The sequence below is a fragment of the Dehalococcoidia bacterium genome (genome assembly GCA_040902535.1).
GTDB lineage: Bacteria > Chloroflexota > Dehalococcoidia > DSTF01 > JACRBR01 > JBBDXD01.
Genome location: JBBDXD010000010.1, coordinates 39,123 through 65,119 on the forward strand (window position 1 = coordinate 39,123; position 25,997 = coordinate 65,119).

22 protein-coding genes are annotated in these 25,997 nt (G+C 66.2%); 7 read left to right on the plus strand and 15 right to left on the minus strand.

Features of this window, described 5'->3' with window-relative positions:
* Positions 1-12: 12 nt before the first annotated feature.
* Positions 13-1,365 (minus strand): hypothetical protein, encoded by a 1,353-nt coding sequence (locus WEB52_05160; GenBank protein ID MEX2225822.1) that lies wholly within the window; start codon positions 1,363-1,365, stop codon positions 13-15.
* Positions 1,366-1,451: 86 nt separating this feature from the next.
* Positions 1,452-2,576, minus strand: a complete 1,125-nt coding sequence (locus WEB52_05165; GenBank protein MEX2225823.1) for a citrate/2-methylcitrate synthase — start codon at positions 2,574-2,576, stop codon at positions 1,452-1,454.
* A 551-nt stretch (positions 2,577-3,127) separates the two neighbouring features.
* Between WEB52_05165 and WEB52_05170 the strand changes: the two genes are divergently transcribed.
* The 5 genes from WEB52_05170 to WEB52_05190 all read left to right on the plus strand — a co-directional run bounded on the left by WEB52_05170 (position 3,128) and on the right by WEB52_05190 (position 6,140).
* Positions 3,128-3,541, plus strand: coding sequence for an S-adenosylmethionine decarboxylase (locus tag WEB52_05170; GenBank protein MEX2225824.1), 414 nt, complete (start codon positions 3,128-3,130; stop codon positions 3,539-3,541).
* A 167-nt stretch (positions 3,542-3,708) separates the two neighbouring features.
* A complete protein-coding gene (locus WEB52_05175) occupies positions 3,709-4,134 on the plus strand; it encodes a GxxExxY protein (protein ID MEX2225825.1) in 426 nt (141 codons plus the stop codon).
* Between the two features lie 256 nt (positions 4,135-4,390).
* Complete coding sequence (locus tag WEB52_05180) at positions 4,391-5,098, plus strand: cytidylate kinase-like family protein (GenBank protein ID MEX2225826.1); 708 nt, start codon at positions 4,391-4,393, stop codon at positions 5,096-5,098.
* 8 nt (positions 5,099-5,106) lie between these two features.
* On the plus strand, positions 5,107-5,466 hold the full coding sequence (locus WEB52_05185) for a hypothetical protein (protein MEX2225827.1): 360 nt from the start codon (positions 5,107-5,109) through the stop codon (positions 5,464-5,466).
* Positions 5,466-6,140 carry a glycerol-3-phosphate acyltransferase gene (locus tag WEB52_05190; protein MEX2225828.1) on the plus strand — a complete coding sequence of 225 codons (675 nt, stop codon included), beginning with the start codon at positions 5,466-5,468 and terminating at the stop codon, positions 6,138-6,140. Before WEB52_05185 ends, WEB52_05190 begins: the two co-directional genes overlap by 1 nt.
* On the opposite strand, the gene WEB52_05195 is transcribed toward WEB52_05190, so the two are convergent.
* From WEB52_05195 to WEB52_05210, 4 genes are read right to left on the minus strand one after another with little or no spacing between them, the layout of a single operon-like run.
* Entirely contained in the window at positions 6,141-7,193 is a 1,053-nt protein-coding gene (locus WEB52_05195; protein ID MEX2225829.1) for a D-2-hydroxyacid dehydrogenase, read from the minus strand.
* A gap of 3 nt (positions 7,194-7,196) precedes the next feature.
* Positions 7,197-8,522 carry a diaminopimelate decarboxylase gene (gene lysA, locus WEB52_05200; protein ID MEX2225830.1) on the minus strand — a complete coding sequence of 442 codons (1,326 nt, stop codon included), beginning with the start codon at positions 8,520-8,522 and terminating at the stop codon, positions 7,197-7,199.
* 55 nt (positions 8,523-8,577) lie between these two features.
* Positions 8,578-9,243 (minus strand): histidine phosphatase family protein, encoded by a 666-nt coding sequence (locus WEB52_05205; GenBank protein MEX2225831.1) that lies wholly within the window; start codon positions 9,241-9,243, stop codon positions 8,578-8,580.
* A 9-nt stretch (positions 9,244-9,252) separates the two neighbouring features.
* Complete coding sequence (locus tag WEB52_05210) at positions 9,253-10,650, minus strand: S41 family peptidase (GenBank protein ID MEX2225832.1); 1,398 nt, start codon at positions 10,648-10,650, stop codon at positions 9,253-9,255.
* Between the two features lie 163 nt (positions 10,651-10,813).
* Here WEB52_05210 and tsaB point away from each other — a divergent pair, with 163 nt between their 5' ends.
* Together tsaB and ndk are read left to right on the plus strand one after the other, a co-directional pair.
* On the plus strand, positions 10,814-11,473 hold the full coding sequence (gene tsaB, locus WEB52_05215; protein ID MEX2225833.1) for a tRNA (adenosine(37)-N6)-threonylcarbamoyltransferase complex dimerization subunit type 1 TsaB: 660 nt from the start codon (positions 10,814-10,816) through the stop codon (positions 11,471-11,473).
* Positions 11,474-11,531: 58 nt separating this feature from the next.
* Complete coding sequence (ndk, locus tag WEB52_05220) at positions 11,532-11,981, plus strand: nucleoside-diphosphate kinase (GenBank protein MEX2225834.1); 450 nt, start codon at positions 11,532-11,534, stop codon at positions 11,979-11,981.
* On the opposite strand, the gene WEB52_05225 is transcribed toward ndk, so the two are convergent.
* The 9 genes from WEB52_05225 to WEB52_05265 all read right to left on the minus strand — a co-directional run bounded on the left by WEB52_05225 (position 11,982) and on the right by WEB52_05265 (position 25,940).
* Complete coding sequence (locus WEB52_05225) at positions 11,982-12,479, minus strand: GNAT family N-acetyltransferase (protein MEX2225835.1); 498 nt, start codon at positions 12,477-12,479, stop codon at positions 11,982-11,984.
* 84 nt (positions 12,480-12,563) lie between these two features.
* Complete coding sequence (gyrA, locus tag WEB52_05230; protein ID MEX2225836.1) at positions 12,564-15,311, minus strand: DNA gyrase subunit A; 2,748 nt, start codon at positions 15,309-15,311, stop codon at positions 12,564-12,566.
* A gap of 276 nt (positions 15,312-15,587) precedes the next feature.
* Positions 15,588-16,262, minus strand: coding sequence for a class F sortase (locus tag WEB52_05235; GenBank protein ID MEX2225837.1), 675 nt, complete (start codon positions 16,260-16,262; stop codon positions 15,588-15,590).
* A 50-nt stretch (positions 16,263-16,312) separates the two neighbouring features.
* A complete protein-coding gene (locus WEB52_05240) occupies positions 16,313-17,125 on the minus strand; it encodes a class F sortase (protein MEX2225838.1) in 813 nt (270 codons plus the stop codon).
* An 85-nt stretch (positions 17,126-17,210) separates the two neighbouring features.
* Positions 17,211-18,017, minus strand: coding sequence for a class F sortase (locus WEB52_05245; GenBank protein MEX2225839.1), 807 nt, complete (start codon positions 18,015-18,017; stop codon positions 17,211-17,213).
* 207 nt (positions 18,018-18,224) lie between these two features.
* A complete protein-coding gene (locus tag WEB52_05250) occupies positions 18,225-19,724 on the minus strand; it encodes an invasin domain 3-containing protein (protein ID MEX2225840.1) in 1,500 nt (499 codons plus the stop codon).
* Between the two features lie 499 nt (positions 19,725-20,223).
* The gene (locus WEB52_05255; GenBank protein MEX2225841.1) at positions 20,224-21,954 is read right to left on the minus strand and encodes an invasin domain 3-containing protein; all 1,731 of its coding nucleotides are present in this window, start codon (positions 21,952-21,954) and stop codon (positions 20,224-20,226) included.
* Between the two features lie 42 nt (positions 21,955-21,996).
* On the minus strand, positions 21,997-23,001 hold the full coding sequence (locus tag WEB52_05260; GenBank protein ID MEX2225842.1) for a hypothetical protein: 1,005 nt from the start codon (positions 22,999-23,001) through the stop codon (positions 21,997-21,999).
* 176 nt (positions 23,002-23,177) lie between these two features.
* Positions 23,178-25,940, minus strand: a complete 2,763-nt coding sequence (locus WEB52_05265; protein ID MEX2225843.1) for a hypothetical protein — start codon at positions 25,938-25,940, stop codon at positions 23,178-23,180.
* Positions 25,941-25,997 lie beyond the last annotated feature (57 nt).

Genomic DNA, 25,997 nt, shown 5'->3' on the forward strand with positions numbered 1-25,997 from the left:
CATGGAGCGGCATTAGTTGAGCTGTGCCTGCACCGCCTCAAGCTTGCGGCGAGCGGTTTCAATGAGCGGCGTGAGTTCGTCGATCTGCGTCTGCGAGAGAGGTACTGATCCCGTTATCGGAGCTGGACGATACGTGCTTGCCTGGACGTCCTCAATGGCGATCGAGACAATGGCCGCATCCATCGCGAACGCAACGGCAACATAGTTCCCCTGGCTCTGGTACTGCTCACCCTGCTTGTAGCGTATGACTCCCACGTCCGGTCCAAACGGCTCGCCCGGCACCGGCAGATAGCGCGTGAGAATCACCGTGCCGTCGCTCAACGAGTGGCGACACTCGAGTTCTTGCGACGCTGCTTGAACCAAGCGAGACAAAACCTCCTCCGACTCGCCCCGCGGAAACACGTCGATCGAATGACTAACGCCTCCGAAGCGTTTCTCCAGATGGATTCCAATCGACGCGAGCGCCTTCGGGGAATGGCAGCCGCTCTCCTCCGCGACCACGCCGCAAGGTTCCAATGGATCTGACACGTATCCCGGCGCAACATCGTCGATGGTAAGCAGCGCCGCAGACACCCGCTGGACGAACTCGGAAGTCTCGCTCGCAGGTCCGAGCCGGCATGCATCTTGAGTAAGGACCGCAGCATCGCTGGGGTAGGGACCTATCGACGCGGATTCCTTCAGGACCTTGTTTGTGAGCGCCCCGAGGTCGAGCGAGGTGTTCGCTAACGCGGAAAACGCCAGAATCGTGTCGCCAGTGCGGATGAAGATGCGACGCGCCGACCACTCGCTGTCCTCGCCAGTTCGGTGCGTGAACGCTAGCATCCCCTCCCCCTTGGTCGCGTCGAAGGCCACCTCACTGTATTGGCCACGCTGATCATGTTGAGCCATACACAGGCGTCGAGCGGCCTCCAGCGCACGGGCCGCGTAACCCGGCTTGAAGCCGTATACCGCCTGCTCGAGAAAGTCGAAGTCGGCCAGCGGCGCATCGCCGTCCTCGGTGAAACCGACCGCCACGGAGGCAATGAGCGCAGGCGTTGAAACCAGGCCACAAGCGGGAAGCTGACCGAACCGATCGAGGGAAGACGAGTTCTGGCGCTCCCAGCCCTCGGGAAGATCGGCAATGGTCAGCAGTGCACGGCGGGCGCGGCATGTCGCCTCGTCATCGTTTGCCCTGGGATCGAAGCGCTCAAACGCGTGATCGGTGATCCTCGTCGCGTCTAAAGCTCGCATGGCCTCACGAGTCGTGTCATTCGTGCACTCATCATCAGCGCGTACCTGACCATCACCATCGCCGTCGCAGCCGGTCGCGAGCGCGACGAGCGTGAGCGTACAGAGCACGAATGCGTACCGAAGAAGCGCCACCATCTCGACGCGATCCTATCACGACGGCAAACGCCTCAGACGCAAACAGGTTCCAGGTTCTGGGTTCCCCGCCCGGGATGTCCCGCCGCTTAGGCCCGAACCTCGATCGGCACGTACCGCAGGTGCCGCGGGCCGGTGTACTCGAGCAGCGGCCGGATCAGCACGTTGTCCTCGAACTGCTCCAGCACGTGCGCCACCCAGCCCGGCATGCGGCCGACGGCGAACATCGGGATGAACTGCTCGTCGGGGATGCCGAGGAGCGAGTAGACGGCGCCGGCGTAGAAGTCGACGTTCGGGTAGATCCCCTTCGACCGGTACGGCTCCATGGCCTTCTCGATCTCCTGCAGGATCTGGAACCACTTGTCGTTGCCCTTCTTGTGCCCCAGGTCGCGCGCGACGCCGCGCAACTCGTGCGCGCGCGGGTCGTTTGTCTTGTAGACGCGGTGCCCGAAGCCCATGACCTTCTCGCCCGCCTCGATCTTCTCCTTCACGTAGTCGATCGCGCGGTCGGGGTCGCCGATCTCCTCGACGGTCTTCTGCACCGCTTCGGCCGCGCCGCCGTGGAACGGGCCCTTGAGCGTCGCGATGGCGGCGACGATCGCCGAGCCGATGTCGGCGCCAGTGCCGGCCGCGACGCGCGCCGCAAACGTCGATGCGTTCGAGCTGTGCTCGGCGTGCAGCACGAGATCGAGGTCGATGATCTTCGCGTCTTCGGGCGCGGGCTCCTGCCCGAACATCATGTACAGGAAGTTCGCGGCGTGGCTGAGGTCTTCGCGCGGCGCGACGGGGTCGAGGCCGTTGCGCAGCCGGTGCATCGTCGCGACGATCGTCGCGACCTGCGAGATCAGCCGCTTGCCGACGGGCAGCGCCACATCGACGCGCGCGTCGTGGCTCGACTCGTCGAGCGCAACGACGGCCGAGACCGCGGTCCGCAGGATGTCCATCGGGTGCGCCGCCTTCACGTCGTCGATGATGCGCACGACGGACTCGGGGATCGTGCGCGCGGCGCGCAGGTCGCGGTCGAAGGCCTGCAGTTGTTCCCGCGTCGGCAGAACGCCGTAGAGCAGCAGGTAGCTCGTCTCCTCGAACGTGGCGCGGGTCGCCAGATCGTGAATGTTGTAGCCGCGATAGACGAGTTTGCCCTCGTCGCCGTCGATGAACGCGATGCGCGTCTCGTCGAGTACGACGCCCTTGAGGCCGGATCCCATGGTCATGGCAGGGTGTGCTCCTTCGCTCAGCGCAGGCGTCCCCCGTGGCGGAGCGCCCTCAGTCATATTCGGCGGTCCAATCCGCGTAATAGAGCACCTTTATGGTAGCAGTCGTCGGGATCCTGCGGCTCTCGGCGTGGCTTCGCCGGGCACTGGAGGCTGGAAGCCGGAGAGTGGAGCCTCGTCGCTGCACCCCGCATAGATGCTCGACGCTCGAAGCTGTGCCGAACGCCACCGCCGACGGTTACCGCAGTCTAGCCTCCAGCCTCCAGCCTCCAGTGCTCGAACGCGAGCTTGTCTCTCTAACCGCCTCGCTGTTACTATGATTGTCGCGTGTCCGATGGGATCGCGAAGACAACACGTAGGCTACAGCGCTCGATAGCGAGACGACCAAGGGCCTGGCTGGCAGCTTTCGCCGTGGTGCGGGAGTGCCGGGGGCCTTTTGCGTTGCACGGAGGACATCATGGACGCAGACAAACCGCGAGAGTTTACCTAGCGTCCCGGACGGATCGTCCGGGCATTCTGTCCGCCTTAGCGGATGAGAAGGGATTGGAAGAATGCACATTACGATCGACGGGTTCGGAGGCAACTCCGCTCAGCTCAGTGACCAGGAGCTGGTCCGCAACCTACTCGACCGCTATCCGGACGAAATCGGAATGACCAAGATCTCGGAGCCGCACGTCTTCGAGTACCACGGCGTGAAGGAAGATGACTGGGGCGTCTCAGGCTTCGTCCTCATCGCAGAAAGCCACATCGCGGTCCACACGTTCCCGGAGCACGGTCAGGTCTGGGTGGACATTTTCTCCTGCAAGGGTTTTGAAGAGACGCCGGCGATCGACAGGATCGTCGAGGCGTTCGGGCTGCGTTCGACGCGGATCAACAGGCTGGAGCGCGGCCTGGAGTACCCGCACGATGTCGATGCGAGCATCCCGCTGAACCGGCAGGAACGCAGGGAGGTGACGCCGGTCTAGCGGCGTCTGTATGGGCACAATCTGAGGGGCACGACATGCGTCGTGCCCCTTGTGTTTCTTATGCCGATCCCATCGTACAATCATCGAACCTTGAGGACAGGCGGGATGACTTGAACCACAGAGACACAGAGGCACAGAGGCACAGAGGCACAGAGGCACAGAGCGTTGTGGGTGGGGGAGGCAATGAGCTCGACGCGGTTGCCGTCGCTCATCGCCAACTCACGCAGCAGATCATTGGCGCCGCGATCGAAGTGCACAAAATCCTCGGCCCTGGGCTCCTGGAGTCCGCGTACGAAGAGTGCCTGTGTCACGAGCTGAGTTTGTCCGGGCTGAGATTCGAGCGTCAGAAGCAGTTGCCGGTTGCGTACAAGAGCGTTCTGTTGGACTGCGGTTACCGGATCGACATCTTCGTCGAAGATCGCGTTCTTGTCGAGTTGAAGACGGTAGAGCGTCTGCTGCCAATCCATGAGGCGCAGCTACTGACCTACCTCAAGTTGATGAATCGGCGTGTCGGACTATTAATCAATTTCAACGTGCCTGTGCTCAAGCAAGGAATCAAGCGCATCACCAACGGATTCTCTCCGATCCCATAGATTGTGTTGCCGCGCTGCTCATTCTCCATGCCCGAGTGCTGCCTGTAATGATCGCGACGTAGGGGAACGGACTCTCTCCTACTCCAGATTTGTCTCCGCACCATGAGCTCCCCCAAACCCATCCTCCCTCTGTGCCTCTGTGTCTCTGTGGTGATCGGCCCCCAAACCCATCCTCCCTCTGTGCCTCTGTGGTGATCGCCCTCCGAGAAGGGCCTACAATACCCCGTAGGATCCTCGACGAGAGGAGGCAGTCCCGATGCCAGTCATTACCGTCTCCGGCAAGCTTGGCAGCGGCGCCCGGGAGATCGCGCAGGCCGTCGCGGCGACGCTCGAGCTGGACTACGTCGACCAGGAGATCATGGTCGAAGCGGCGCGTGAGCTCGGCGTCAGCATCTCCGACATCGCCAGCCGCGATGAGCGGCCAAGCAGCATGGGTGAGCGCCTCGCCGGCATCATGCGGACGCTGATGGAGCGCTCCGCGGCGGCAGGCGCGCCCGATCCGATGAGCGGCGGCGGCCTGGAGATGGTCCTGGCGCGCACCTACGGCGAAGCCGCGGAACTGCCCGAGGCGGGACAGGGCCAGTTCACCGATGACAACTACCTGCGCACGCTGACGTCGGTGATCCGCGGCGTCGCGTCACGCGGCAACGTCGTCATCCTGGGCCGCGGCAGCCAGGCGATCCTCCGCGACGAGCCCGAGGCGCTGCACGTCTACGTCATCGCGCCGAAGAGCGCGCGCATCGCCTCGTTCGTCGAGCGCGAAGGCATGACGCCCGGCGACGCCGAGAAGCGCATCAAGCAGAGCGACCACAACCGCGAGATGTTTCACCGCCGGTACTTCAAGGTCGAAGCAGGCGACCCCGCGCTGTACGATCTGGTGATCAACGCCGGACGCATCGCCACGCCGATTGCGGCGCGATTGATCGCAGCGGCGGTGCACGAACGAGAGCCGCGGCCGGGCTAGGAGAGCATATGTACATCAGCCCGGAGGCGGAACGCCTGCTGCACGACATCGAGCACGCCCACCGGCAGTTGCTGCAGCACTTCCACGGCGACGAGTCGCACTTACGGGGCTTCCGCGCCGTGTACGAAGCGCTCGAGTCGGCCGTCGGCGACATGGACGAAGCGCACCTCGAAGCTGCGGCGGCGGACGGCGGCTGGTCGCCGGCGCGCATCCTGCTGCACATCGCGACGCACGACCAGCAGATCGAAGAAGCGACGCGCCGCGGGCTCGAGCACATGGTCGAGCATGCCCTGGAACACGCGTCCAGCCTCTGGCGCGCACGGATGTCCGCAGAGCAGCGCGCCGCGACGGGCAGCGCCGACGAGTGATGCTTGCGGTTGCCATCATCGGCGGGTCGTATCTCATCGGCTCGATACCCGTCGCGTACGCGGCGGGGCGCCTGGCGCGCGGCATCGATATACGGGAGTACGGCAGCGGCAACGCCGGCGCCTCGAACATCTGGCAGAGCGTGTCGAAGACGCTCGTCGTGCCGGTGGGATTGGCGCAGATCGCACAGGGGTGCATCGGACCCGGCGCGGCGTGGCTGCTTGACGAGGGCCAGGGCGTGCAGGTGGCGGCGGCCGTCGCGGCGGTGCTGGCGAACGACTGGAATCCCTGGCTTGGTTTCGGCGGCGGACGCGGCGTCGGCACGACGATCGGCGCGCTGATCGTACTCTCGCCGGCGGCGCTCGTGAGCTTCATCGTGATCGCCGTCGCGGGCGTGGGCGTGCGCGCGATCCCGCAGGGCGTCGCCCTCGGCCTGCTCGCGACGCCGTTCGCGGCGCTCGTCGCCGGTCAGTCGCCGGCGATCGTCCTGGGCTGCGCGCTTCTCGCCGCGATCGCGTTCACGAAGCGCCTGCTGGCGAACGGCACCCCCGCGCAAGACGAGGACCGTCTCGGCGTATACGTCAACCGGCTGTTGTATGACCGCGACATCCGTGACCGCGAGGCGTGGGTGCGCCGTGAACTGGAGAGCGGACCACAACGGTCGAGGGGCGCGTGATCAGTAGCCGCGCGCCGGATCGACGACGTTGTGCAGAGGCTCGCCGTCCAGGTACCGGCGCAGGTTGGCGGTGAAGATCTCCACCGCGCGCTGATTGTAGATCTCGGTGCCGCCTGAGATGTGCGGCGTCACGACGACGTTCTCCATCGACCAGAACGCGTGACCGGCGGGCAGCGGTTCCTGGTCGAACACGTCGAGCGCGGCGCCGGCGATCCAGCCTTCGCTCAACGCGCGTATCAGGTCCGCCTCCACCGTGACCGGCCCGCGCGCGATGTTCACGAGCACTGCGCCCTCCTTCATCGCGCGCAGCTCTCGCTCGCCGATGAGGCCCCGGGTCTCCGGCGTGAGAGGCACGCAGAGCACGACGTAGTCGCTCGCGCCGAGGAGCCGGGGCAGCTCCGACGCCGGCATCAGCTCGTCGCAGCACTCGGTGCTCGATTGTTCGGTGACGGAGCGGCGCGTGGCGATGATGCGACAGCCGAACGCCTTCGCGAGCCGCGCCACTTCCTCGCCGATATGGCCCATGCCGACGATGCCGACGGTCTTGCCGCGCAGCTCCGTCGGCGCGAATCGTGACCATTCGCCGCGTACCTGAGCGCGCATCGTGCGCGGCATGCCCTTCGCGAACATCAGGATCGCGGCGAGCACGTACTCGCCGATCGGCGTCGCGTGCAGGCCGCTCACCGTCGTCACGGTGATCCCCTCTTCGATGAAGCCGCTGCTGAGCAGGCGATCGGCGCCGGCGCTCGTCAGTTGTATCCACTTGAGGCGCGGCGCGACTTCGCGGATGGAGCCTTCGAGGCGGATCGCGTTGTGCAGCTCGGCGCCCCAGAAGCCGAACACGACGTCGGTCGTCGCGAAGGCACCCTGCAGCCCCTCCGCCACCGCCGCTCGCTCGCGCTCGCTGGGATATTTGAAGCCGCGCAGCAACTGGCGTTGGTCGCGCCCGAGCACGTCGATCTCGATGCGCGACGGGTCGACGGCGCGGATCTGCTCGATCAACTCTGGTTCGAGCGCAAACGTCACGAGGATCCGCAGCTTGTCTCCGGTCATGCGTTACCCCGCGAAAACATCGGTGGCCAGCAGGTCGGCGTACGTCTCGCGCCGCCGGATCACGCGCGCCCGCCGGTCTTGCACCACGACGACGGCCGGCCGGAGCGCCATGTTGTAGTTACTGGCCATCGTCAGACAGTACGCGCCAGACGCCGGCAGCGCGATGACGTCGCCGGGGCGCGTCGGCGGCAGGTGCGCGTCCTTCACCAGGATGTCGCCGGACTCGCAGTATTTGCCGGCGATCGTCACGGTCTCCGTCGCGGGATCGTCGGCGCGGTTGGCGACGACCGCCTCGTACCTCGCGTCGTAGATCGCGGGGCGAATGTTGTCGGCCATGCCGCCATCGACGGAAACCCAGGTACGCAGCCCCTCGACGTGCTTGCTGGAACCGACGGTGTACAGCGCAACACCCGCTCGCGCGACGAGCGACCGTCCCGGCTCGACGAACAGATGGGGCGGCGGCAGGCCGTTCTCCGCGCAACGGCGCTTGAACGACGAGACGATGGCTTCCGCATAGTCGTCGACGGGCGGCGCGGGCTTTTCGCGCAGGTATTGCGACGCGAAGCCGCCGCCGGGACTGTACTCGCGCAGATCCAGGCCGTGCTTCGCGCGCATCTCCGCCGCGAAGCCGAGCATGATGGCGTTCGCCTCGTCGTACGGCTCGACGCTGAACAGCGGCGAACCCAGGTGACAGTGCAGACCGACCAGGTCGACGCCCGCGAGGCGCTGCGCGTCTACGACAGCCTGCTCGGCGTGGCCCGTGCTGAGCGGCAGCCCGAACTTGTTGTCGAGCGTGCCGGTCGTCGTTTTCGCGTGCGTGTGCGGATCGACGCCGGGCGACAGTCGAAGGATGATGCGCTGGACCTTGCCGAGCGCCCGCGCGACCGTATCGACCAGTTCCAGCTCGTGGAAGTTATCGACGATGACCCGCCCGATGCCCGCATCGATCGTTTCTCGCAGCTCCTGCTCGCCCTTGTTGTTCCCGTGAAAGTGGCAGCGTTCGGCGGGAAAGCCGGCCGCCCGCGCGACGGCGAACTCGCCGCCCGATACGATGTCGAGCCCGATGCCTTCCTCGCGCGCAAGGTTCGCCATCCACCGGCTGAGGTACGCCTTCGATGCGTACGTGATCTCGGTGTCGGCATGACGGGACGTGAATGCGTCGACGTACTCGCGGCACGTCTCGCGGACTTCCACTTCATCGAAGACGTAGAGCGGCGAGCCAAACTCGCGCGTCAGCTCCTGCGCGTCACAGCCGGCGATGCTCAGGCGGCCGTCGACGACCGCCGTCGTGCGGGGAAAGATCGATGCGAACGCCGGATCGAAAGGCATAGTGGGATCGAGTATAGGAGGTGGGACGCGCAACCTCGAACCCTGGACCGAGAACTTATTCGCAGAGGTTCTCGGTTCGAGGTTCTGGGTTCCTCGCGCCACCTGCGGGAGGACCGTCGGCTGAACGCGCCCGGCTCACGTCTAGCGGCTCCACCACCACCGTCCGCAGCGCGCAGTTGTCAAAGCGCTGCCACTCGTGGGCGTCGACGGGCACGCCGGCCAGCCACGCCACTGCCATGTTCATGGTCCCGCCGTGCGTGACGAGGATGATCTCGTCGGCTGGCGGCTCTGCGACCAGACGCTCCAGGCAGCGCGCGACGCGATCGTACATCTCGCGGTTGCTCTCGCCGCCTTCGACGCGGTGGTCCGGCGTCTGCCACCAGCCGTCGACCAACTTCGCGACGTCCGCATACAGCTGCCCCTCGACGATGCCAAAGTGCCGCTCGCGCAGCGCCGGCTCAGGCGTCACCGGCAGCGCCAGGCGGCCGGCGATGATCTGCGCCGTCTGCATCGTCCGGTCAAGGTCGCTGGCGATGATCAGCGTCGCCGACGCCGACGCAAGCTCTTCCGCGATGGCGCGCGCCTGCTCGCGTCCGTTCGCACTCAGCGCCACGTCCTTGAGCTGGCCCTGGATCCGGCGCTCCGCGTTCCAGTCGGTCTCGGCGTGCCGCACCAGGTGCAACACCAACCGCCGCTCCCCCACGATCGCTCCTTCCGTCATCTTTGCCCCTCATCGCGCAAGATACGCCACCGCCGCATCGAGTTGCGGGTCGCGCGCGTTGGCGATGTCATCCTGCGTGCGCGCGACGACCTCGTCAGGCACGACGCCGGCGCCGTTGAGCACGGTATCGGACACTGGTCCCAGGTTCACGTGCGTCGTCACCGCCAGCGACGAGCCATCGCCGAAGAACTGCACGTTGGTGTATCCGACGCAGCCGTTGGTACTCGCGCCGATGACGTATGCGATGTCGTACTCCTGGAGCGCGGCCGCAAAGACCTCGGAGACGGAGCCGGTCTGATTGTTGGTGAGCAATACCGTGGGCCGCAGCGTGGCGAGCACACCGCCGGACGCGCGATTCTCCTCGATGGCGCCATCACGCCCGCGCGCCTTCACCACCGCGCCCTCCTTCACGAACAGGCTGATCGCTTCCACATCGAGCCGCCCGCCCGGGTTGCCGCGCAGGTCGATGATCCAGCCGCCGATCCCGCGCCGCTCGAAGTCCTCGAGCACCGCGCGCAGGTCTCCGTTCACGCCGCCATCGACGAAGTTGCGGATGCGCACGTAGCCGATCGCTTCGTTGATCGTGCGAAAGTCGACGTTCGGAGGGTTGACGCGCCGCCGCGTCAGCGTCAGATCGATCAGCTCGGCGCCGCGGCGCATCTGCAACTGCACCGTCGTGTCCTCGTCCCCGTTGATGAGGTCGTACGCCGCCGCCGGCCCGAACCCCGACGCGTCGGCGCCGCCGATCGACGCGATCCGGTCCCCGACGCGGATGCCGGCGAGCGCGGCGGGCCCGCCCGTGATCACTTCCGTCACGAGCGGCGGCACGCTTGCCAGTTCGACGCCGATGCCGACGCTGCCCTTGCCGGCGCGCGTGTCGTTGAGCGTGTCACTGAGCACCGGACTGAGGAAGAACGTGTGACAGTCGGCGAGCGACTGCGACATGCCGCGAATGACGGCGTGACGCAGCTTCGTCGGATCGCCGGTGCTGTTTGCCATCGGCACGTACGCCGATCGAAACGCCTCGAACGCCGCCGTCCGGTCGCCGTCGAACGCCGGCGGCGCTGGCGGCTGAACCCCGAGCGTCTGCGCCTCCTGCGTCATCGCCACCCAGCCGTCGTCGAGCAACCGCCGCGGCTCGAGCGGCGTGATGTACTCGTCGAGCAGGCGATCGTAGGCCGTCTCGATGATCGCGATGCCGCCGTCCTTGAGCAGCACCGCCAGGTCGGGCGTCGGCGTCGCGGTCGGCCCCCACGGCGTCGGCGTAGCGGCGGCCGCAGGCGGCGTGACGGTGGCGGTTGGCGTCGCGTCGCCGGCCGAGACGCCGCAGCCCGCCAGCATCAGCGCCAACAGAGGTAGCCCGGCGAGCGGGCGTAGCAGCTTCGAGCGGAGGTGCGGAATTGTCATGCGGATGCAATCGAGGGACCGGCGCCAGTGTAACGGATCAGTAGTCGGCCTTCGGGTCATCGATGCCAGCGGCCGTCCCCGCGCCATCCGTCCTCACACTCGCGCTTCCCGCTCCCCGCCTGCCGCCTCCCGCTTCCCGCCTCCCACTTCCATACTGTGCGCGATGCATATTTCCATCGAGGCGGCTTCCGACGAACCGGGGCTCGTGCTGGGCAGTGGCGGCGCGGTCGGCGTCAGCCTGACGTGGCAGACGCGGCAGAACCACTCGAAGGAACTGCTGCCGAACATCGACCGCATACTCAAAGAGTCCGGCGCGACAAAAACCGACCTCAGTGCCGTCTTCGTCGACATCGGCCCCGGCGGCTATGCGGCGCTGCGGGTCGGCGTTAGCACGGCGAAGGCGCTCGCGCACGCCCTCGCCGTGCCGATCGCCGGCATCGGACGGCTCGAGCTGGATGCGCACCTCGTGCGTAACGACGCCGGCGACCGGCGGATCGTCGCGGTGCACCGCGCCGGGCGTGGCGACGTCGCGTGGGCGGCGTATCGAAGTGGCATCGAAGATGCGGCGCCGCGGATGAGCCCACCGGACGCTCTGCACGCCGCACTGCAAGCCGACGACATCGTCACCGGCGACATCGACGACGAACTGCACCTGCGCATCCGCGAAGCAGGCGCCGCGGTCGCGACGCCAAGCGAGCACCGCGTGACCGCGCTCGCCATGCTCGGGCACCTTCGCCTCGAAGCGGGGCGCGCCGATGATCCTACGTCCATCGTGCCCCTATACTTGCGAGCGCCGGCGATCGGCCCACAGAAGTCCGCCTGAGGCGCGCCTTCGACGCAAGTGAACGTTGCGGCAGCAACAGCTACCAGAGGAGCACGATTTGGAGCGCACGCTCGTCCTGATCAAGCCAGACGCCATGCAGCGCGGCCTCGCCGGCGAGATCATCTCGCGGCTGGAGCGCCGCGGCCTCAAGATCGTCGCCGTCCGCATGCTCAAGGTCGGCAAGCCGCTCGCCAAGAAACACTACGCCGAGCACGAGGGCAAGCCGTTCTTCGCGGGCCTCGTCGAGTACATCACGTCATCGCCGATCGTCGCGGCGGTGTTCGAAGGCGCCAACGCGATCGTCGCGACGCGCCAGACGATGGGCAAGACGAACCCGATCGAGGCGGAGACGGGCAGCATTCGCGGCGACTTCGGGCTGGAGAAGGGCCGCAACCTCACCCACGCCTCCGACTCGCCCGCGAGCGCAAAACGCGAGATCGCACTGTTCTTCGGCGACATGGCCCCGACGCCGTGGTCGCGGGATACGGACCGCTGGGTGTTCGAGTAGCTACTCTTCGAGCACGAGACGCATGCCTTCATGCGTTTTCCGGAACCCCAACCGCTCGTAGAAGCGGTGCGCATCGGTGCGCGACTTGTTGCTCGTGAGGTGCACCATATCGCATCCCCGGCGCCGCGCCTCGTCGATCGCCCAGCGCATCATCGCTTCGCCGACGCGTTGGCCGCGCACCCGCTCGTCGACGACGACAGCTTCGACCATCGCGCTGCGGATGCCGCCTCGGCGCATGCTCGGGACGATCGTGAGCTGGAAGGTGCCGACGACTTCGCCTTGCAGCAGGGCGACGAGCACGTCGTTGTTCGGGTCGGCGTCGATGACGGCGAACATGTCGAGGTAGCGCTGCGGCAGCGGCGGGCCAGGATCCTCGCGCTGCGCTCCGTCCATCGATAACTGTTGCAGCAGTTCGACCACGCGCGGCAGATCGTCGACCATCGCGCGGCGCACGGCGACGCTCGACAGCACGTCTTCGGTCACCACCCAGGATGGCATGGGCGGAGTCTAGCGCACGTACTCGAATCACGCGGTAGGGGCGCACAGCTGTGCGCCCCTACGTTAGCATTCGCTTGATGCTTCCTACCGCCGCGGCTTCTTGCCCTTCGGCCCCTTCGATGGTTTCGGAGCGGGCTTCGGCTTCTGCGCCTTCGCGGTGCGCATGGTCATCGACTTTCCACCGGACTTCTTCGGCCGGATCGGCGTTGGCTTCTTCGCCGGCGCCTTCGTCGCCTTCGCGGCGGGCTTCTTGCCACCCTTCGCGGGCTCCTCGTCGAGGCCGGCGAGCGGCGCCTGCTCGGCTTCCTCCGCTTCCGCGCCCTTCGACCCGCCGTTGCCGTTGATGACACCCATGTCGATCGTCGCCAACGACGCCACCGAGTCGCCCGGCGCGACATTGATCACGGACACGCCCTGGGCGGAGCGCCCCGTCATGCGGATGCTGTCCATGCGCGTGCGAATGACGATGCCATCGCGGCTGATCACGATCAACTCCTGCGACGCGTCGACGGTGCGCGCGGCGATGATCTTGCCGGTCTTCTGTGTGATGTCGTAGTTGCGGACGCCCATGCCGCCGCGGTGCTTGCGCGGGTAATCCGGGTACGGCGTGCGCTTGCCGTAGCCCTTCTCCGTGATCGTGAACAGCTCGTGGTTCGGCTGCACCACCTCCATCGCGACGACCTTGCCGCCCTTCGCGAGGCTGATGCCGCGCACGCCGCCCGACGTGCGAGAAGCAGAGCGCAGTTCCTTCACCTGGAAGCGGATCGCCTGCCCGTTCGACGTGACCAGCACGACCTCGTCGCTCTCGTGGACCAGCTTCGCCGCGACGAACACATCGCCCTTGTCGAGGTTCATGGCAATCTTGCCGTTCTTGCGGACTTCCTTGAAGTCCTTGAGCGGCGTCTTCTTCACTTCGCCATCCGCGGTCGCCATGACCATGAAGTCCTTGTCGTAGTCGCGGATCGTGACGATCGCCGTGACGGTCTCACCCGGGTCGCAGTCGATGACGTTGACGGCGGGGATACCCTTGGCCTGGCGCTTGGCGTCCGGCAGGTCGTACGCGCGCGCCATGAACACGCGCCCGCGCTCCGTGAAGAACAGCACGTTGTCATGCGTGTCGCACACCGCGAGACGGCTGACGGCGTCTTCCTCGCGCGTCACCATGCCGGTGATGCCACGGCCGCCGCGCCGCTGCAAGCGGTACGTCTCGAGCGGCAAGCGCTTCACGTAGCCGCGGTTCGACAGCGTGACGACGACCTCCTGGTGCGGCACCAGGTCTTCCTCGGCGATGTCGTCGGCGCCGCCGTCGATGATCTTCGTGCGGCGATCGTCGCCGTACTTGTCCTTGATCTCGGTCATGTCATCGCGGATCAGGTAGTCGATCTTCCGCGGATTCGCGAGCAAGTCTTCCAGGTAGCTGATGCGCTTGATCAGCTCCTTGTACTCGTCCTCGATCTTGTCGCGCTCCAGCTTGGCGAGCCGGCGCAACTGCATGTCCAGGACGGCCTGCGCCTGGCGGTCGCTCATGTTCCACGGCTTCGTCATCATCTTGTTCTTGGCGTCTTCCGCCGAAGCGGCGCCGCGGATCAGCGCGACGATCTTGTCGATGTCCTTCAGCGCGATCAGGTAGCCGAGCACGATGTGCTCGCGGTCGCGCGCGCGCTCGAGCTCGAACTCCGTCCGGCGCCGCAGGACGATCCGCCGGTGGTCGATGTATGCCTCGAGCATCTTCTTGAGGCCCATCGTCTTCGGCTGGCCCTGGTCAAGCGAGACCATGTTCACCGCGAACGACGACTGCATGGCCGTGTGCTTGTAAAGCTGGTTGAGCACGCTCGCCGCCTGCCCATCGCGGCTCAGCTCGATGACGATGCGCATGCCGTGGCGGTCCGACTCGTCGCGCAAATCGCTGATACCGACGATCTTCCGATCCTTCACCAACTCGGCGATCTTCTCGACGAGCGTCGCCTTGTTCACCTGGTACGGCAGCTCCGACACGATGATCTGTTCGCGGTTGCCGCGCGCCATCTCCTCGATCGACGCGCGCGCCTGCATGATGATGCGGCCGCGGCCATCGGCGTAGGCTTCGCGGATCGCGTCGCGCATGACGTCGTGACGCTTACCGTCGTCGTCCATCGCGGAGTCTTTGCGCATGCGGTAGATGATGGCGCCCGTCGGAAAGTCCGGCCCCTTGACGATGTTCGCCAGCTCTTCCGTCGTCGTGTCGGCGTTTTCGATCAACGCCGCGACAGCATCGGCGATCTCGCGGATGTTGTGCGGCGGGATGTTCGTCGCCATCCCGACGGCGATGCCGGTCGAGCCGTTGACCAGCAGGTTCGGGATGCGCGCGGGCAGGTACACCGGCTCGTTGCGCAAATCGTCGTAGGTGGCGGTCGTATCGACGGTGTTGCTGTCGATATCCGCCAGCAACTCTTCGGTGATCGGCGACATCTTCGCTTCGGTGTAGCGCATGGCGGCCGGCGGGTCGCCGTCGACGCTGCCGAAGTTACCCTGCCCGTGAACCAGCGGGTACCGCATCGAGAAGTCCTGTGCGAGCCGCGCCATCGCCTCGTAGACGGGGCTGTCGCCGTGCGGGTGGTACTTCCCGAGCACCTCACCGACGATCCCCGCGCTCTTGCGGAACGAAGCGTTCGGCCGCAGGTTCATCTCGTGCATGGCGTAGAGGATGCGGCGCTGGACCGGCTTCAAGCCGTCGCGGACGTCCGGAAGCGCCCGCGCCACGATCACGCTCATCGCGTAGTCGAGATACGACGCGCGCATCTCGTCCTCGATGCCCCTGTTGCGGATATTGCCGAAGCCGGAGTCAGTCGTCATGTGGTGTGTTTTTGCCCGTCGAGCTCATGCGCGTAGATTCAGCGCAGCCTCTATCTGATGTAGCAATTTTAGCACTTCCGGGCGTTCGTGGCACCGTTTCGCATGCCCACCATGACCACCTCCCGGGGGCGCTGTACGCCACCGCTCGGTGTAACGCAGGTATCTGAACTTCTTCAGCCCCAGAAGGCCCCAGGGCGTCTTCTAGGAGGCTCGAATGGGCCCTGCGGTCTGGCTCTGAGCGCCGACGGCCGGCTGCGGGCATCCAGGACGCCCGGGCTACGTCGTCGGAGGCGTCTCCGACACCCGCTCCGCTCGTATCACGAGGCGCTTGTCGTACTGGCTCGTACTGCTGCTGAACGTGCCGCTGCACGTGATCAGCGTCAGCGTCTCGCGCGGCGTCGGCCCGACGATCTCCTCAACCGGCGCCGTCGCGGCGTCGTACTGCTGTTTGAAGTTCACCGCATAGCGATACACGGTGCCGTCTTCCAAGCGGACCTGGATTTCATCGCCGGCAGTCAGGTCCTTGAGGTCCCAGAACACCGCCTCGCCGACGTTGATGTAGTCGACGTGGCCCGAGAACACGGCGTTACCGCCGTAACCTGGCTTCGCGCTGAAGTCGTACCACGCCGTATCGAAGGCATTGTCCGGCGCCTGCATGACGCCCGCCGCATCGACACCCTTCACCACCACCGGCGCGTCGATCCCGACGATCGGGATCTGCAGCCTCACCATCGGCGCCTCGGAGGCCGGCGGGTAATTGGCAGCCGGCGTCGGCGACGGCCCCGGCGTCGGCGTCTGGATCGGTTCGCCGAAGCCGACCACCGTCTCCAGATCGCTGTTGCCCTGTGCGTCGCTATAGGCCTGCCACCACACGACGAACATCACGAGCGAGGCGACGATCAGCGCGGCGCCGATGGAAATGAGCGCGATCGACAGCTTGTTCGAATTCATCTACCCAACGTGTTCCTCACCACCCGGTCGAACATCGTCGCCGAAGGCCGTCAGATGCGCACGCCGTGGATTACGAGGCGGCTCGAGTAATGGCCGGAGCTGAACGCGCCGATGCATGTCACAAGCGTAACCGTGTCGTGCGCGTACTTTTGTACGTACTGTGTGAAATCCTGAGAGGGTGAAACCATCCGGCTCCAATGTACCGAATACGACACCGGCCCGTTGGCGCCAGACACAGTAATCACGTCGCCCGGCGCCAGGCTCTGCAGCCCGTAGAACACCGCCGGCCCGACGTTGATGTAGTCGACATGTCCCGCCATGACGACGTTCGCGCCCGGTTCGCCGGGATACCCGCCCACGTGCCCGCCGAACGAGCGGAAGTCATACCAGACCACCATCCAGGGGCCGCTGGGATCGCCCATCTGGCCGTTTGTGCCGACGGCGCGCGAATGCACCCCCGTGTTCATACCGATCTTCGGGATTTGCAGGCGGATGTCCGATGTCACGATCGGCCCGGGGCCCGTGAGCCCCGCGCGTGGCGCCGATGGTCGTCCACCGCCACCGCCTCCTCCGCCGCCACCGCCGACGAACTCGGGCGTGGCCGTGGCTGTCGGCAGGACTGCGGCAAAGTAGCGCAGCACGTCGCCGACGCTGGGCGTCGGTGTGATAGGCGTCGGTGAGGGGCCGGGCGTATTCGCCACGACGGCGCTAGCCTCGCCGCCATCATCGCTGATGCTGATGGCACCGAACGTGATACCCGCGACGGCTAACGCCGCGATGACCGCCGGCACGGCGACCGCGGCCGCGCGCTTGAACGGTGATGCGCTCTTCCAGAACGTGCTGATGCGCTCACTGCCCGGCATCCGTTCCCCCTCCGCACGTTATACGGCTAGCGGCGCGCTGTCGGCAATCGGCGAGGCGCCTAATGTAAAGCCCTACGTTACAGGCCTATACGACGCGACGGCCCCAAACGATCTGCCGCTTGTCGTAGTGACCCGCGGAGAATTCGCCCGTGCACGTGATCAACGTGATCGACTCGTCGCCCGTGCCTGCCACGATCTCCGTCCAATCAGAATTGCCGGGATCGACCCACTTGTTGAACTCGACGGCGTACTCAACCATCGTGCCGTCCTGCATGCGCACCTGGATGATGTCGCCGGGCGCCAGCGTGTCGACGTCCCAGAACACCGCCGGTCCGACATTGATGTAGTCGACGTGTCCGGCGAGGATGACGTTACCGCCCGCGTTCGGCAGCCCGCCAAGACCCGGCCACTGACCGAAGTCGTAGTAAGCGACGTCGCTCGGGCCGTTGGGGTTGGGCATCTGTCCGTCCGGGCCGACGGCCTTGTACGTGAAGGGCGCATCGACGCCGAGCTTCGGAATGATCAACCGGTCGCCCGTGAAATCGCCGCGCGCCGGCTCACCCGCGCCGCGCAGCGCCAGGTCCGCCGGCGTCAGCTCCGAGCCCTCGCTAAAGGCGATCGGCGTCTTTGAGCCGCCGCTGACGCCAGTGGCCGTCGAGCGCGCCGTGGCGGACGCTCCCGAGGTCGCCGTTCCGCGCACCTGCTCGTCGTCGGCGTTGCCGTCCCCGCTCATCGTGACCAGCGCGATCACCACGACCGCGATCACCGCCAGCACGGCGATCGGCGCGCCGAAGATGATCAGGTCAGGCCGGCCTCGGCTCAGCTTCTGTATCGTCTCGTTCTGGCGCAGGCGCGCCAAGAACCCCCCCGCTCCATCCATGCGTCCGCTCATCTCCTCACGTCCTCCTCCCGCGTGGCGCCTGTATGCGACCGTCGCTGCTTCCGCCCCGCCCATATTGCCAGATTTCACGAACGAAGCCCCCGCCGGCGCTCCGGCGAGGGCTCCCTTTCGGGGCGCTTCGTATCTGCGAAGCGCGCCGGATGCTGTTCGGGGGGCCCTCTTTCGAGAGCCCCCCGATGCGTTACCGATTACGCCTGATTACCGGCCTGCGCGGCGAGTAACCATGCCACCGGCGACCAGGGCGAAGCTGCCCAGGGCCAGCGCGACGAGCGTCCACAGCGGGAAGCCGGCCGAGCTGTCCTGACCAAGGTAGCCACCGGTACCCGTGTCCGGAGGCGTCACGCCAACGTCACTCGTCGGCGTTGCGCCCGGCGCTACCACGGTCGGGATCGGCAGCGAGCAGTCCACGCGGGTCGAGGCCGAGGCGTCGCCCGCCGAGACGATGACGGTGACGCCAGCCGCTGCGCCGGAGAGCGGCGTGATCGTGCTGCTGGCCGTGCCGTCCGTCGTCGTGGTGTTGATCGGGTTCGCCGTGCCCAGCGCAACGACGCTGAACGTCACATCCGTGCCGTTCGCGACGTTGTTGCCGGCCGAGTCAACGATCGTCGCCGTCACGGTCGAAGTCTGGCTGCCGTCGCACGCAATCTGCGCGGGAGCCGCCGTCAGCGTGATCGTCGCCGGCGGCCCGACGACTGTGATCTCTGCGGAGTCGTCGTCCGCACCGATGTCGGCCGTGATGTTGGCCGTGCCCGAGTCGTCGCCACCGCAGATAACCGCGAAGGCGGCAATGCCCGAGTCGCCAGCATCCACCGTTGCACCGGTCTGGTCGCCTACTTCGGCGACGTCAGTCTCGTCCGACGTGATCGGCGAGGTGATGCGCGTCAGCGCCCGGTCGTCGTTGTCCGTGACCACCGCGATCGCGATGGTGGACTCGGCGTCAGAAAGCGCACCGTCGTCGGTGACCTCCGGGTCGGTGCCGGCCGCACACGTGGTGGCGGCGTCCGACTGGATGGTCGTCTCGACGAGCGTCACTTCCACGCTGAACGCAACGCCGACGATGTCCAGCGTCTGCGAGTCGCCGACGCTTTCCTGGTCAACGTCAACGACGACCGCCGCGCCATCCGTGGCGGTCGTCGCCGTGATCAGAGCCACGACCACGCCGTCGCCGTTGGTGGGGTCCGTCGTGCCGCAGTCCTCGTCGTTGTCGCCTGTGCACGTCTCGGGGTCGGCATCCGCGGCCGGTGCCGCTTCGTCCACGCCGCCATCTTCGCTGACCACGACCGAAACGCCGCTCTGGGCGTCGAACGTGGTCAGGCCGTCGTCATCGACGAAGGCGATGATGTAAATCGTGCTGTGGTTAGTAGCAGGATTGTTCGGAGCGATCGTGACCTGGTTCGCGTCCAGGTCCAGGTCGTCCAGTTCACCGGCCTCGAGGACCCCGTCCTCGTCGCCGATGTCCGTGTTCGCGCCCGAAATGAGCGCGATCTCGGCCTCGGTCAGGCCGTCGCAAGCGGCGCCAAAGTCACCGGCCGTCGTTGCGTCAGCCGGGTCGCCATCGATCCTGCTCGCGAGGAAGCCGCACCAGATCGCAACGCTGGAGTCGACTTCGGCGTGAGCCGTGGGCGTGCTCGAGCTGGCGCTGAAGCTCAATACCAGAGCCGCAACGACTGCCAGAGCCGCAAGTCCAAATTTAGCCACTTAGGGTTCCTCCTGTTTCGGTACGTGTGCCGCTTTCCTCAAGTCAGCCACGTATTCCGGCCGATATGCGATTGTGTTGTTTGGCTTCATGCCTCAAAGCGAAGGTGTCTGCACCGCGCGGGTCCGCGTCGCCCTCGGCCGAGTTCCGCGACGCGGGGGGCGCTGGCCCTTCTAGCTTCGTCGAGGCCTCCTGCCCTCCTTTCCTCCTCCAACCGGGCGAGGTCGCTCGTCCGCTTCCCTGCGGGGCCCTTCATCAGAAGCGGCCGCCCTCCCGTGGGGGGCTGCCATGCCGTAGAACGTCCTCCGGCGGCAAAAGGTTAACCGCGTCGATCGGGAAATTTCATCAGGGTTTACCCCTAAAGCCGTGCTTGGTAAGCCATCGGTGTCTACTGCTGACGTTATGTCGCGCCTTGCGCCCGCGAACGCGCCCGGACGCCGAAGAGGGGCTCTCACGAGCCCCTCTTTTCTTTATTTCATGTCCCATGGGATGCCTTGCCGGCTATGCCCGCCTCAGCGGCAGCCGCGCCCCCACGAGCCCCATGGCCCCTGCGAACAGCGCCACCGCCATCCACACATTCAACGCCCCGCGGCCATCAAGGTCGCCGCCCGAACCGGTGTCCGGAGGCCGAATCGTGCCTATCGGGGCGCCGCCGGGTGCGGCGCCGCCGTCTGGCGGCGTGCCTGGAGCCGCCCCGCCCGGCGTGCAGCCGACCAGGATCGAACCGATCGCGTCTCCTGCCGTCACCACCACGGGCACACCCTCGGTCGCCGCGAGCGGCGTGATGGTCGATGTGGCGACGCCGGCCGCCGTATCGACAATGATCGGGTTGGCAGTACCGAGCACCTGCACGCTGAACTGCACTTCGACGCCATCCACGACGGGATTCCCTTCGGCGTCCGACACCGTCGCCGTCACCGACGCCGTGTTCGTCCCGTTGCAGTCGATCGTCGCCGGAGCGGCAGCCAGCGTCAGCGACGCCGGCGGACCAAGCACCGTGAATTCCAGTTCCGTCACGTCGCCGCCGCTCGCGCCATCGATGATCGTCCCGGCTTCCTCCGCCTGGCCCGGTCCATCGAGCAGCGTTGCGGTGATCGTCACCGTCCCCGGGTCGTCCGTGCCGCACAGAATGTTCGGCGCTCCAATCCCGAAGCCGCCCAGGTCAATCGTCGGCGTCAGCGGCGCCGCGACGATCGCAATGTCAGGATCGTCCGTTTCCCACTTCACCAGTGCGCCCGTGACGTCGCGGTCGTCCGAATCCGCCACGCGCGCCACCAGGATCGTCTTCTCCGGCTTGCCAAGCTCGGCGATGAATTCATCCGCCGTTCCCGGCAGCGGGCAGTCAGTGGCGTCCAGGCCCGTCTGGATCGCCGGCTCAATCGTCGCCTCTGTCAGCACCCGGAACGTCACTTCGCCCGGCTCGCCGACGCCGATAATCGGCGCGTGGAGGATCACCAGCTCTTGCTCCGCGCTCACCGTCCCCGGCCCTTCGTCGATCCCTGCAGGTCCGGCGATAATCTGGGCCACGGCGACACCGTTACCGGCTTCACCGATGCCGTCACAGTCTGTGTCGACGACCGTGTTCGGACCGGCGACGCCGGCGCAAAACAGGTCCTGCGAGTCCCCCACGTCGAAGATCGCGCCGTCGAGGTCCAACTCCCAGAAGACCGGCGAGTCGTCATTCACAAAGGCCACGGCGACGGTCCCGCCGTCGACTTCGTGAATCATGTTCGCTTCCAGGTCGATGCCTGCGAAGTCCGCCGGACGGAGCGTGAACTTCGCGTCGATCGTGCCGTCTCGCGCATCCAGCGAACAAAGAAGTTCGCCGAGGTCGTCCTCGTTCGTGTCGTCGGTTCCGTCCGTCACCTGGTTGCACTGACCGAAGTTCGGGTCAGGGATCGCGAACTTGTCGTCACGGTCGTTTCGTTGTGAAGCCACAGCGGCGACGATCACGATGTTCTCAGGAAAGATGCCGGCGTACGTGTATCCGGCCCCCAGCCCGCCAGCGGCGTGCGGAAAGTTGCACCCGGCCGCGAAGTGAGGGACATCCTGTGCCGCACCTTCACCGGCAGTACCCGCGAGCAGGATCGTGCAGACGTCGGGCGAGTACGTCACGACCTGCGTCGGCACCGCGCTCGCCCTGGGCGCGCCTCCCAGCGAAGCGACGCTCAGCGCTACGGCTGCAACCAGTCCAACGGCGCTAATCTTTGTCAGCGTTCGCCAGGTCATCATGGGCTCCCTCCTGTACCGTCCAATACGTGTCGCCTCGGCGCGTTACTGCCGCTTGCCGCGTCGCATGCGCCAGCCCGCGCCCGTCACCGCCGCTCCGCCTACGACCGCCATCAGCGCGATCAGCAGGCCCTGCGTGCTCACCATCGATGACTCGCCGCCCGAACCTGTCGAGGGAGGCCGTACGCCGCCGGCGCCCGTCCCTCCGCCCGTCGTCGTGGGCGCTGTACCGCCTCCGGGCGGCGGTGGCGGCGGCGGCTCCGTCGTCCCCGAAGGTGGCGGCGTCTCCCCGCCCGCGCCAGGAGGCGTCGGCGTCGGCGTTGCCGTGCCGCCCGGACCCTTCGTATTCGTTGGCGTCACCGAACCCGGCGTCGATGTCGAAGTCGCCGTCGGAGCGGTACCGCCCGCGCCCTTCGTGATCGTCGCGCCTGTGCAGGTCAGGTCCACCGTGCCGCAGTCAAACGCGTAGATGTTCGTGCCCGCAAGGAAACTCAAAATGTCCGTGCCGCTCGTGCTCGTTGATTGGAAGTCGATCGTCGCAAGCAAACCGGGCTCCGCGGTCAACTCTAACGTGGCACCGTTGCAGAAGATGGTGGCATCGAGGACACCCGCCGTGTTCGGGTTGTCGCCCTTCGGGAATGACTGCCCGAAGGCCGTGCAGTCCCAACCCGGACCCAGGCTGTTCGGCCCTGCGCCATCGTTCGCGTTCGGGTTGTCGTTCAACGCCGGCGCGACATCCGGGGCCTCGGGTGCGATGTTGATCGCGCTGTACTGAACGCGTGCGTCGAATGCGTTCGGCGAGCCCTGCGTTTGAAGATAGTTGTCCAGGCAGACGGCCACCGAGTGGCTCGTGCTGAGTGCCACCGACGAAGTCGGGTCGATCGGATCGCACGGCCGCGTGCCGTTCCCCGGGTTCGCGTCGATGCTCAAGATGACCCCGGTTGGCAGGCCGGCGGATGCCGGCTCTCTCGACCCGGGAATCCCCGCAAGCACGGCTGTCATCACTATCGATACGACCGCCGCCGCTGTGACAACGCACAGTTTGCGCATGGCTCTCCTCCTTGACCCGATGCCTGCTGCCATCAATGTGTTCGTGAAGGCGTGGATAAATGACCCGCCACCGGGTCAAACTGCCGGACTTGTATACAGGAGGTACTCTCCTTAAGTCAACAGATTGTCACAGCGGCTTCCTGCCGCAATGCCTTGTCAAGTTCACGTTCGCCGCGTCACCACGACCCCAGCGGAGCGCACCGAATGGGCTGCGGCGCGCTCACGAAGATAATCCAGGCTGCCGAGATCAAGTCTCCCGTTGAGTTCAGCGTGCCGTTCAAATCCATGTCGTGCTGAGGCAGCGCCGTCTGCCCCTTGAACAACACGTTCGCCAGGCTCAGGAAGTCCCCCGTCGAGTTCACGTTGCCGTTGCCGTCGAAATCGGGACAGCGCACCGGCCGCACGATCCCGTTCGTCGCAGTGAGCGGGATCGATGTCCCCGTAACATCCGTTAACGTCACGCCCGAGAGTGTCGCCGGCCGCGCCCCCACGCGTGGCATCATCTCAGACACCGAAATGCGCGTGTTCGCGAGGACGCCCGCACCCGCCGGACCAAGTGCCGTTCCGGTCGTTGTGCAGCTCACATTGATCGAGTCGAGCGCGGGAGCCTTCGTGCGTACACAGGACGACGTGCGCCCCGTCGAACCCAGCCACCCGCCATCGGTCGCCCATGGCATCTCCAGGATCACCGGACCCACCGTGTCGCTGGCGCTGTGCGCGATCGCAGGCGTACCGTAACCGCGTTGCACTTCCAGCACGTCCTGTGCGCCGCCCGGGCCGTCGCCGGTTGCGGACACGAGCCGCACGTATTCGCGTAAACCACCGCTGGTGATCACCAGCGTCCAACCCGTTTCGAACGCCGGATCCTCATCCTTCAACAGATCCAGGTCGTTATCAATCAGGTCGGGCAGGTCTTCGTTCACAAGGCCGTCGTTGTCGTTGTCGACGATCGCCTTGATGTCGCTCACCGGCAGTGTCGTCACAACGCCGTCCACCGCCGAAGAAAGCACCGTCGGCGGCGCCTGGCTCCCCCCGAATTGTCCCGTCGCCGGGAACGTGCTTCCCACCGTGTAGGCGAACGCGCCGAGCCCGTCCGCGTCATACACCAGGTCGTTCGTGGCATGGGCCGCCGCCGTTGTGCCGTACGCCGCGCGCGCCACGCGCACGCTGTTCGCTTCCGGCCCTATCACGCCGATGACGGCGCCCGGCGAATGCGAAACCGCGCTCGAACCCCAAAACCCGCGCACAAGCGTCGCGGAACTGCCGCTCTTGGCCGTGACCGCCATCAGTTCGTGATCCACTCTCATCACGCTGCCCACCGTCACCGCACTCGGCACGGTCGCCGACGTCGCCGACGCATTCATCCCCGTCGATAGCGTGCCCACGTTCGACCGGTACGTCCGCGCGAGATTCTGCGCCGGTTTGAGTTGTTCCGTGCCGATCTTCAACGAGTTCTGACCCGCGAGCGGCGCCGCATTCGACACGCGGATGACGCGGTTTGGCGCCACAAGCTCCGCCAGCGCCGTGTGCGGCACCGCGGCGCCGATCGTGCGCGTCACAAACACGCGCTCCGGCCCTGCATATACGGGGATCCCATTGGCGTGGCTCGCCGCGCTCGTCCCGCGGTACCCGCGCACGACGGTGATATTCGGCGCCGCAACGCTCGCGATCAGCATCTCTTCGTTATCTGCCATCGCCGTCCAGCCCGGCTGCAGCGCGCTCGCATTCGCAACCCCCATGGACGTCTGCGTGTCATCGATCGCGCCCGAGAGCGTTACGCCGCGATCCCACGGTGCCCCGGCGTCCGTGAGGTATCCCCGTCGCATGCCTGTCGTCGTCAACGTTTCAGGCGCCGGGTCCCACTTGAGCTTGAACTGGTAACCGCCAAGGTTCGTCACGTTCTGAATGCGCACCTCGACGTTCACATTCGCGTTCAGACCAGCGATCTGTCCCGCCGGTTGCAGGTACACGGAGATCAGCCCGGGCGTCGGGCTCGGAGAGCTGCTCGGCGCCGTCGCGCCGCCGACCGCGATCCAGCCGTCCAGCACTTCCTGCGCGATCAGCGGCGGGCACTCCTCGGGCGGACATTGCGGGTCCGGCGGCTGCGGGTGTGCCAGCTCCACGTCGAAGAGATCCAGGTTCACGACCGAAGCAGGCTTCACGTTCAGGCTCACCGTTGCCAGCAGTCCGTTTCCGTTCGGACCGTTCGGCGGGTTATCTCCCGTTGTCGTGCACGCGAACCACACATGGTTCGGCGACGCACCCTGTATCCCGCAAAACGACGTATCGCGACCTGTGGATCCCAGGAATGAACCGTTCGTTGTCGAGTTGTGCGCCACCCCTTCGAATGCGACGGTCGCCGATCCCTCGAGCGGTGATACGTCGCTCACCATCAACGTCGTGTTCGCCGCGGTCGCCGATTGACCCAGCACCGCACTGCTCGCTTCCGACGTCACCGCATCGATCGGCGATGCCAACGTCACGCCGGTTTCGAGGTGCGTCACCGCCGATGCGTTCAGACGCATCTCCGTGTAGTCCGTCAAGACCTGCGCGCCGATCGCGTGCGTCGCCGGACCGGTCGTACACCAGTTGCACCCCATCGCCGGCGTGCGAAACGCCCGCTGCACGACGATCGCCGTCACGTCTACCGATGTGATCCGCATCAGTTCCGTGTCGATGCGCACAAGACCGCCCGCACGGAACAGCTTCGTATCGCTCACCAGGATCGCGGTCTCGAGCGTGCCGACAGGATTGCTCACCGTCGCGCCGCTGTTTCGCATCCCGCCCACAGGCGGATAGATGATCTGTTGCGGCGGATCGCCCGTGGCCACCGAAGCCGGCGGCTGCACCGCTCGCACTCCCGAACCCACGATCAGCGTGAGTGCCACCATCGCCGGTACGACGAACGTGGTCGCCAGAATTCTCCGATATGAACCCATAATCAGATGCCCTGCTAGCTCCCACCTGCATGGCTCTCGAATCCGCGAGAGGTTGGA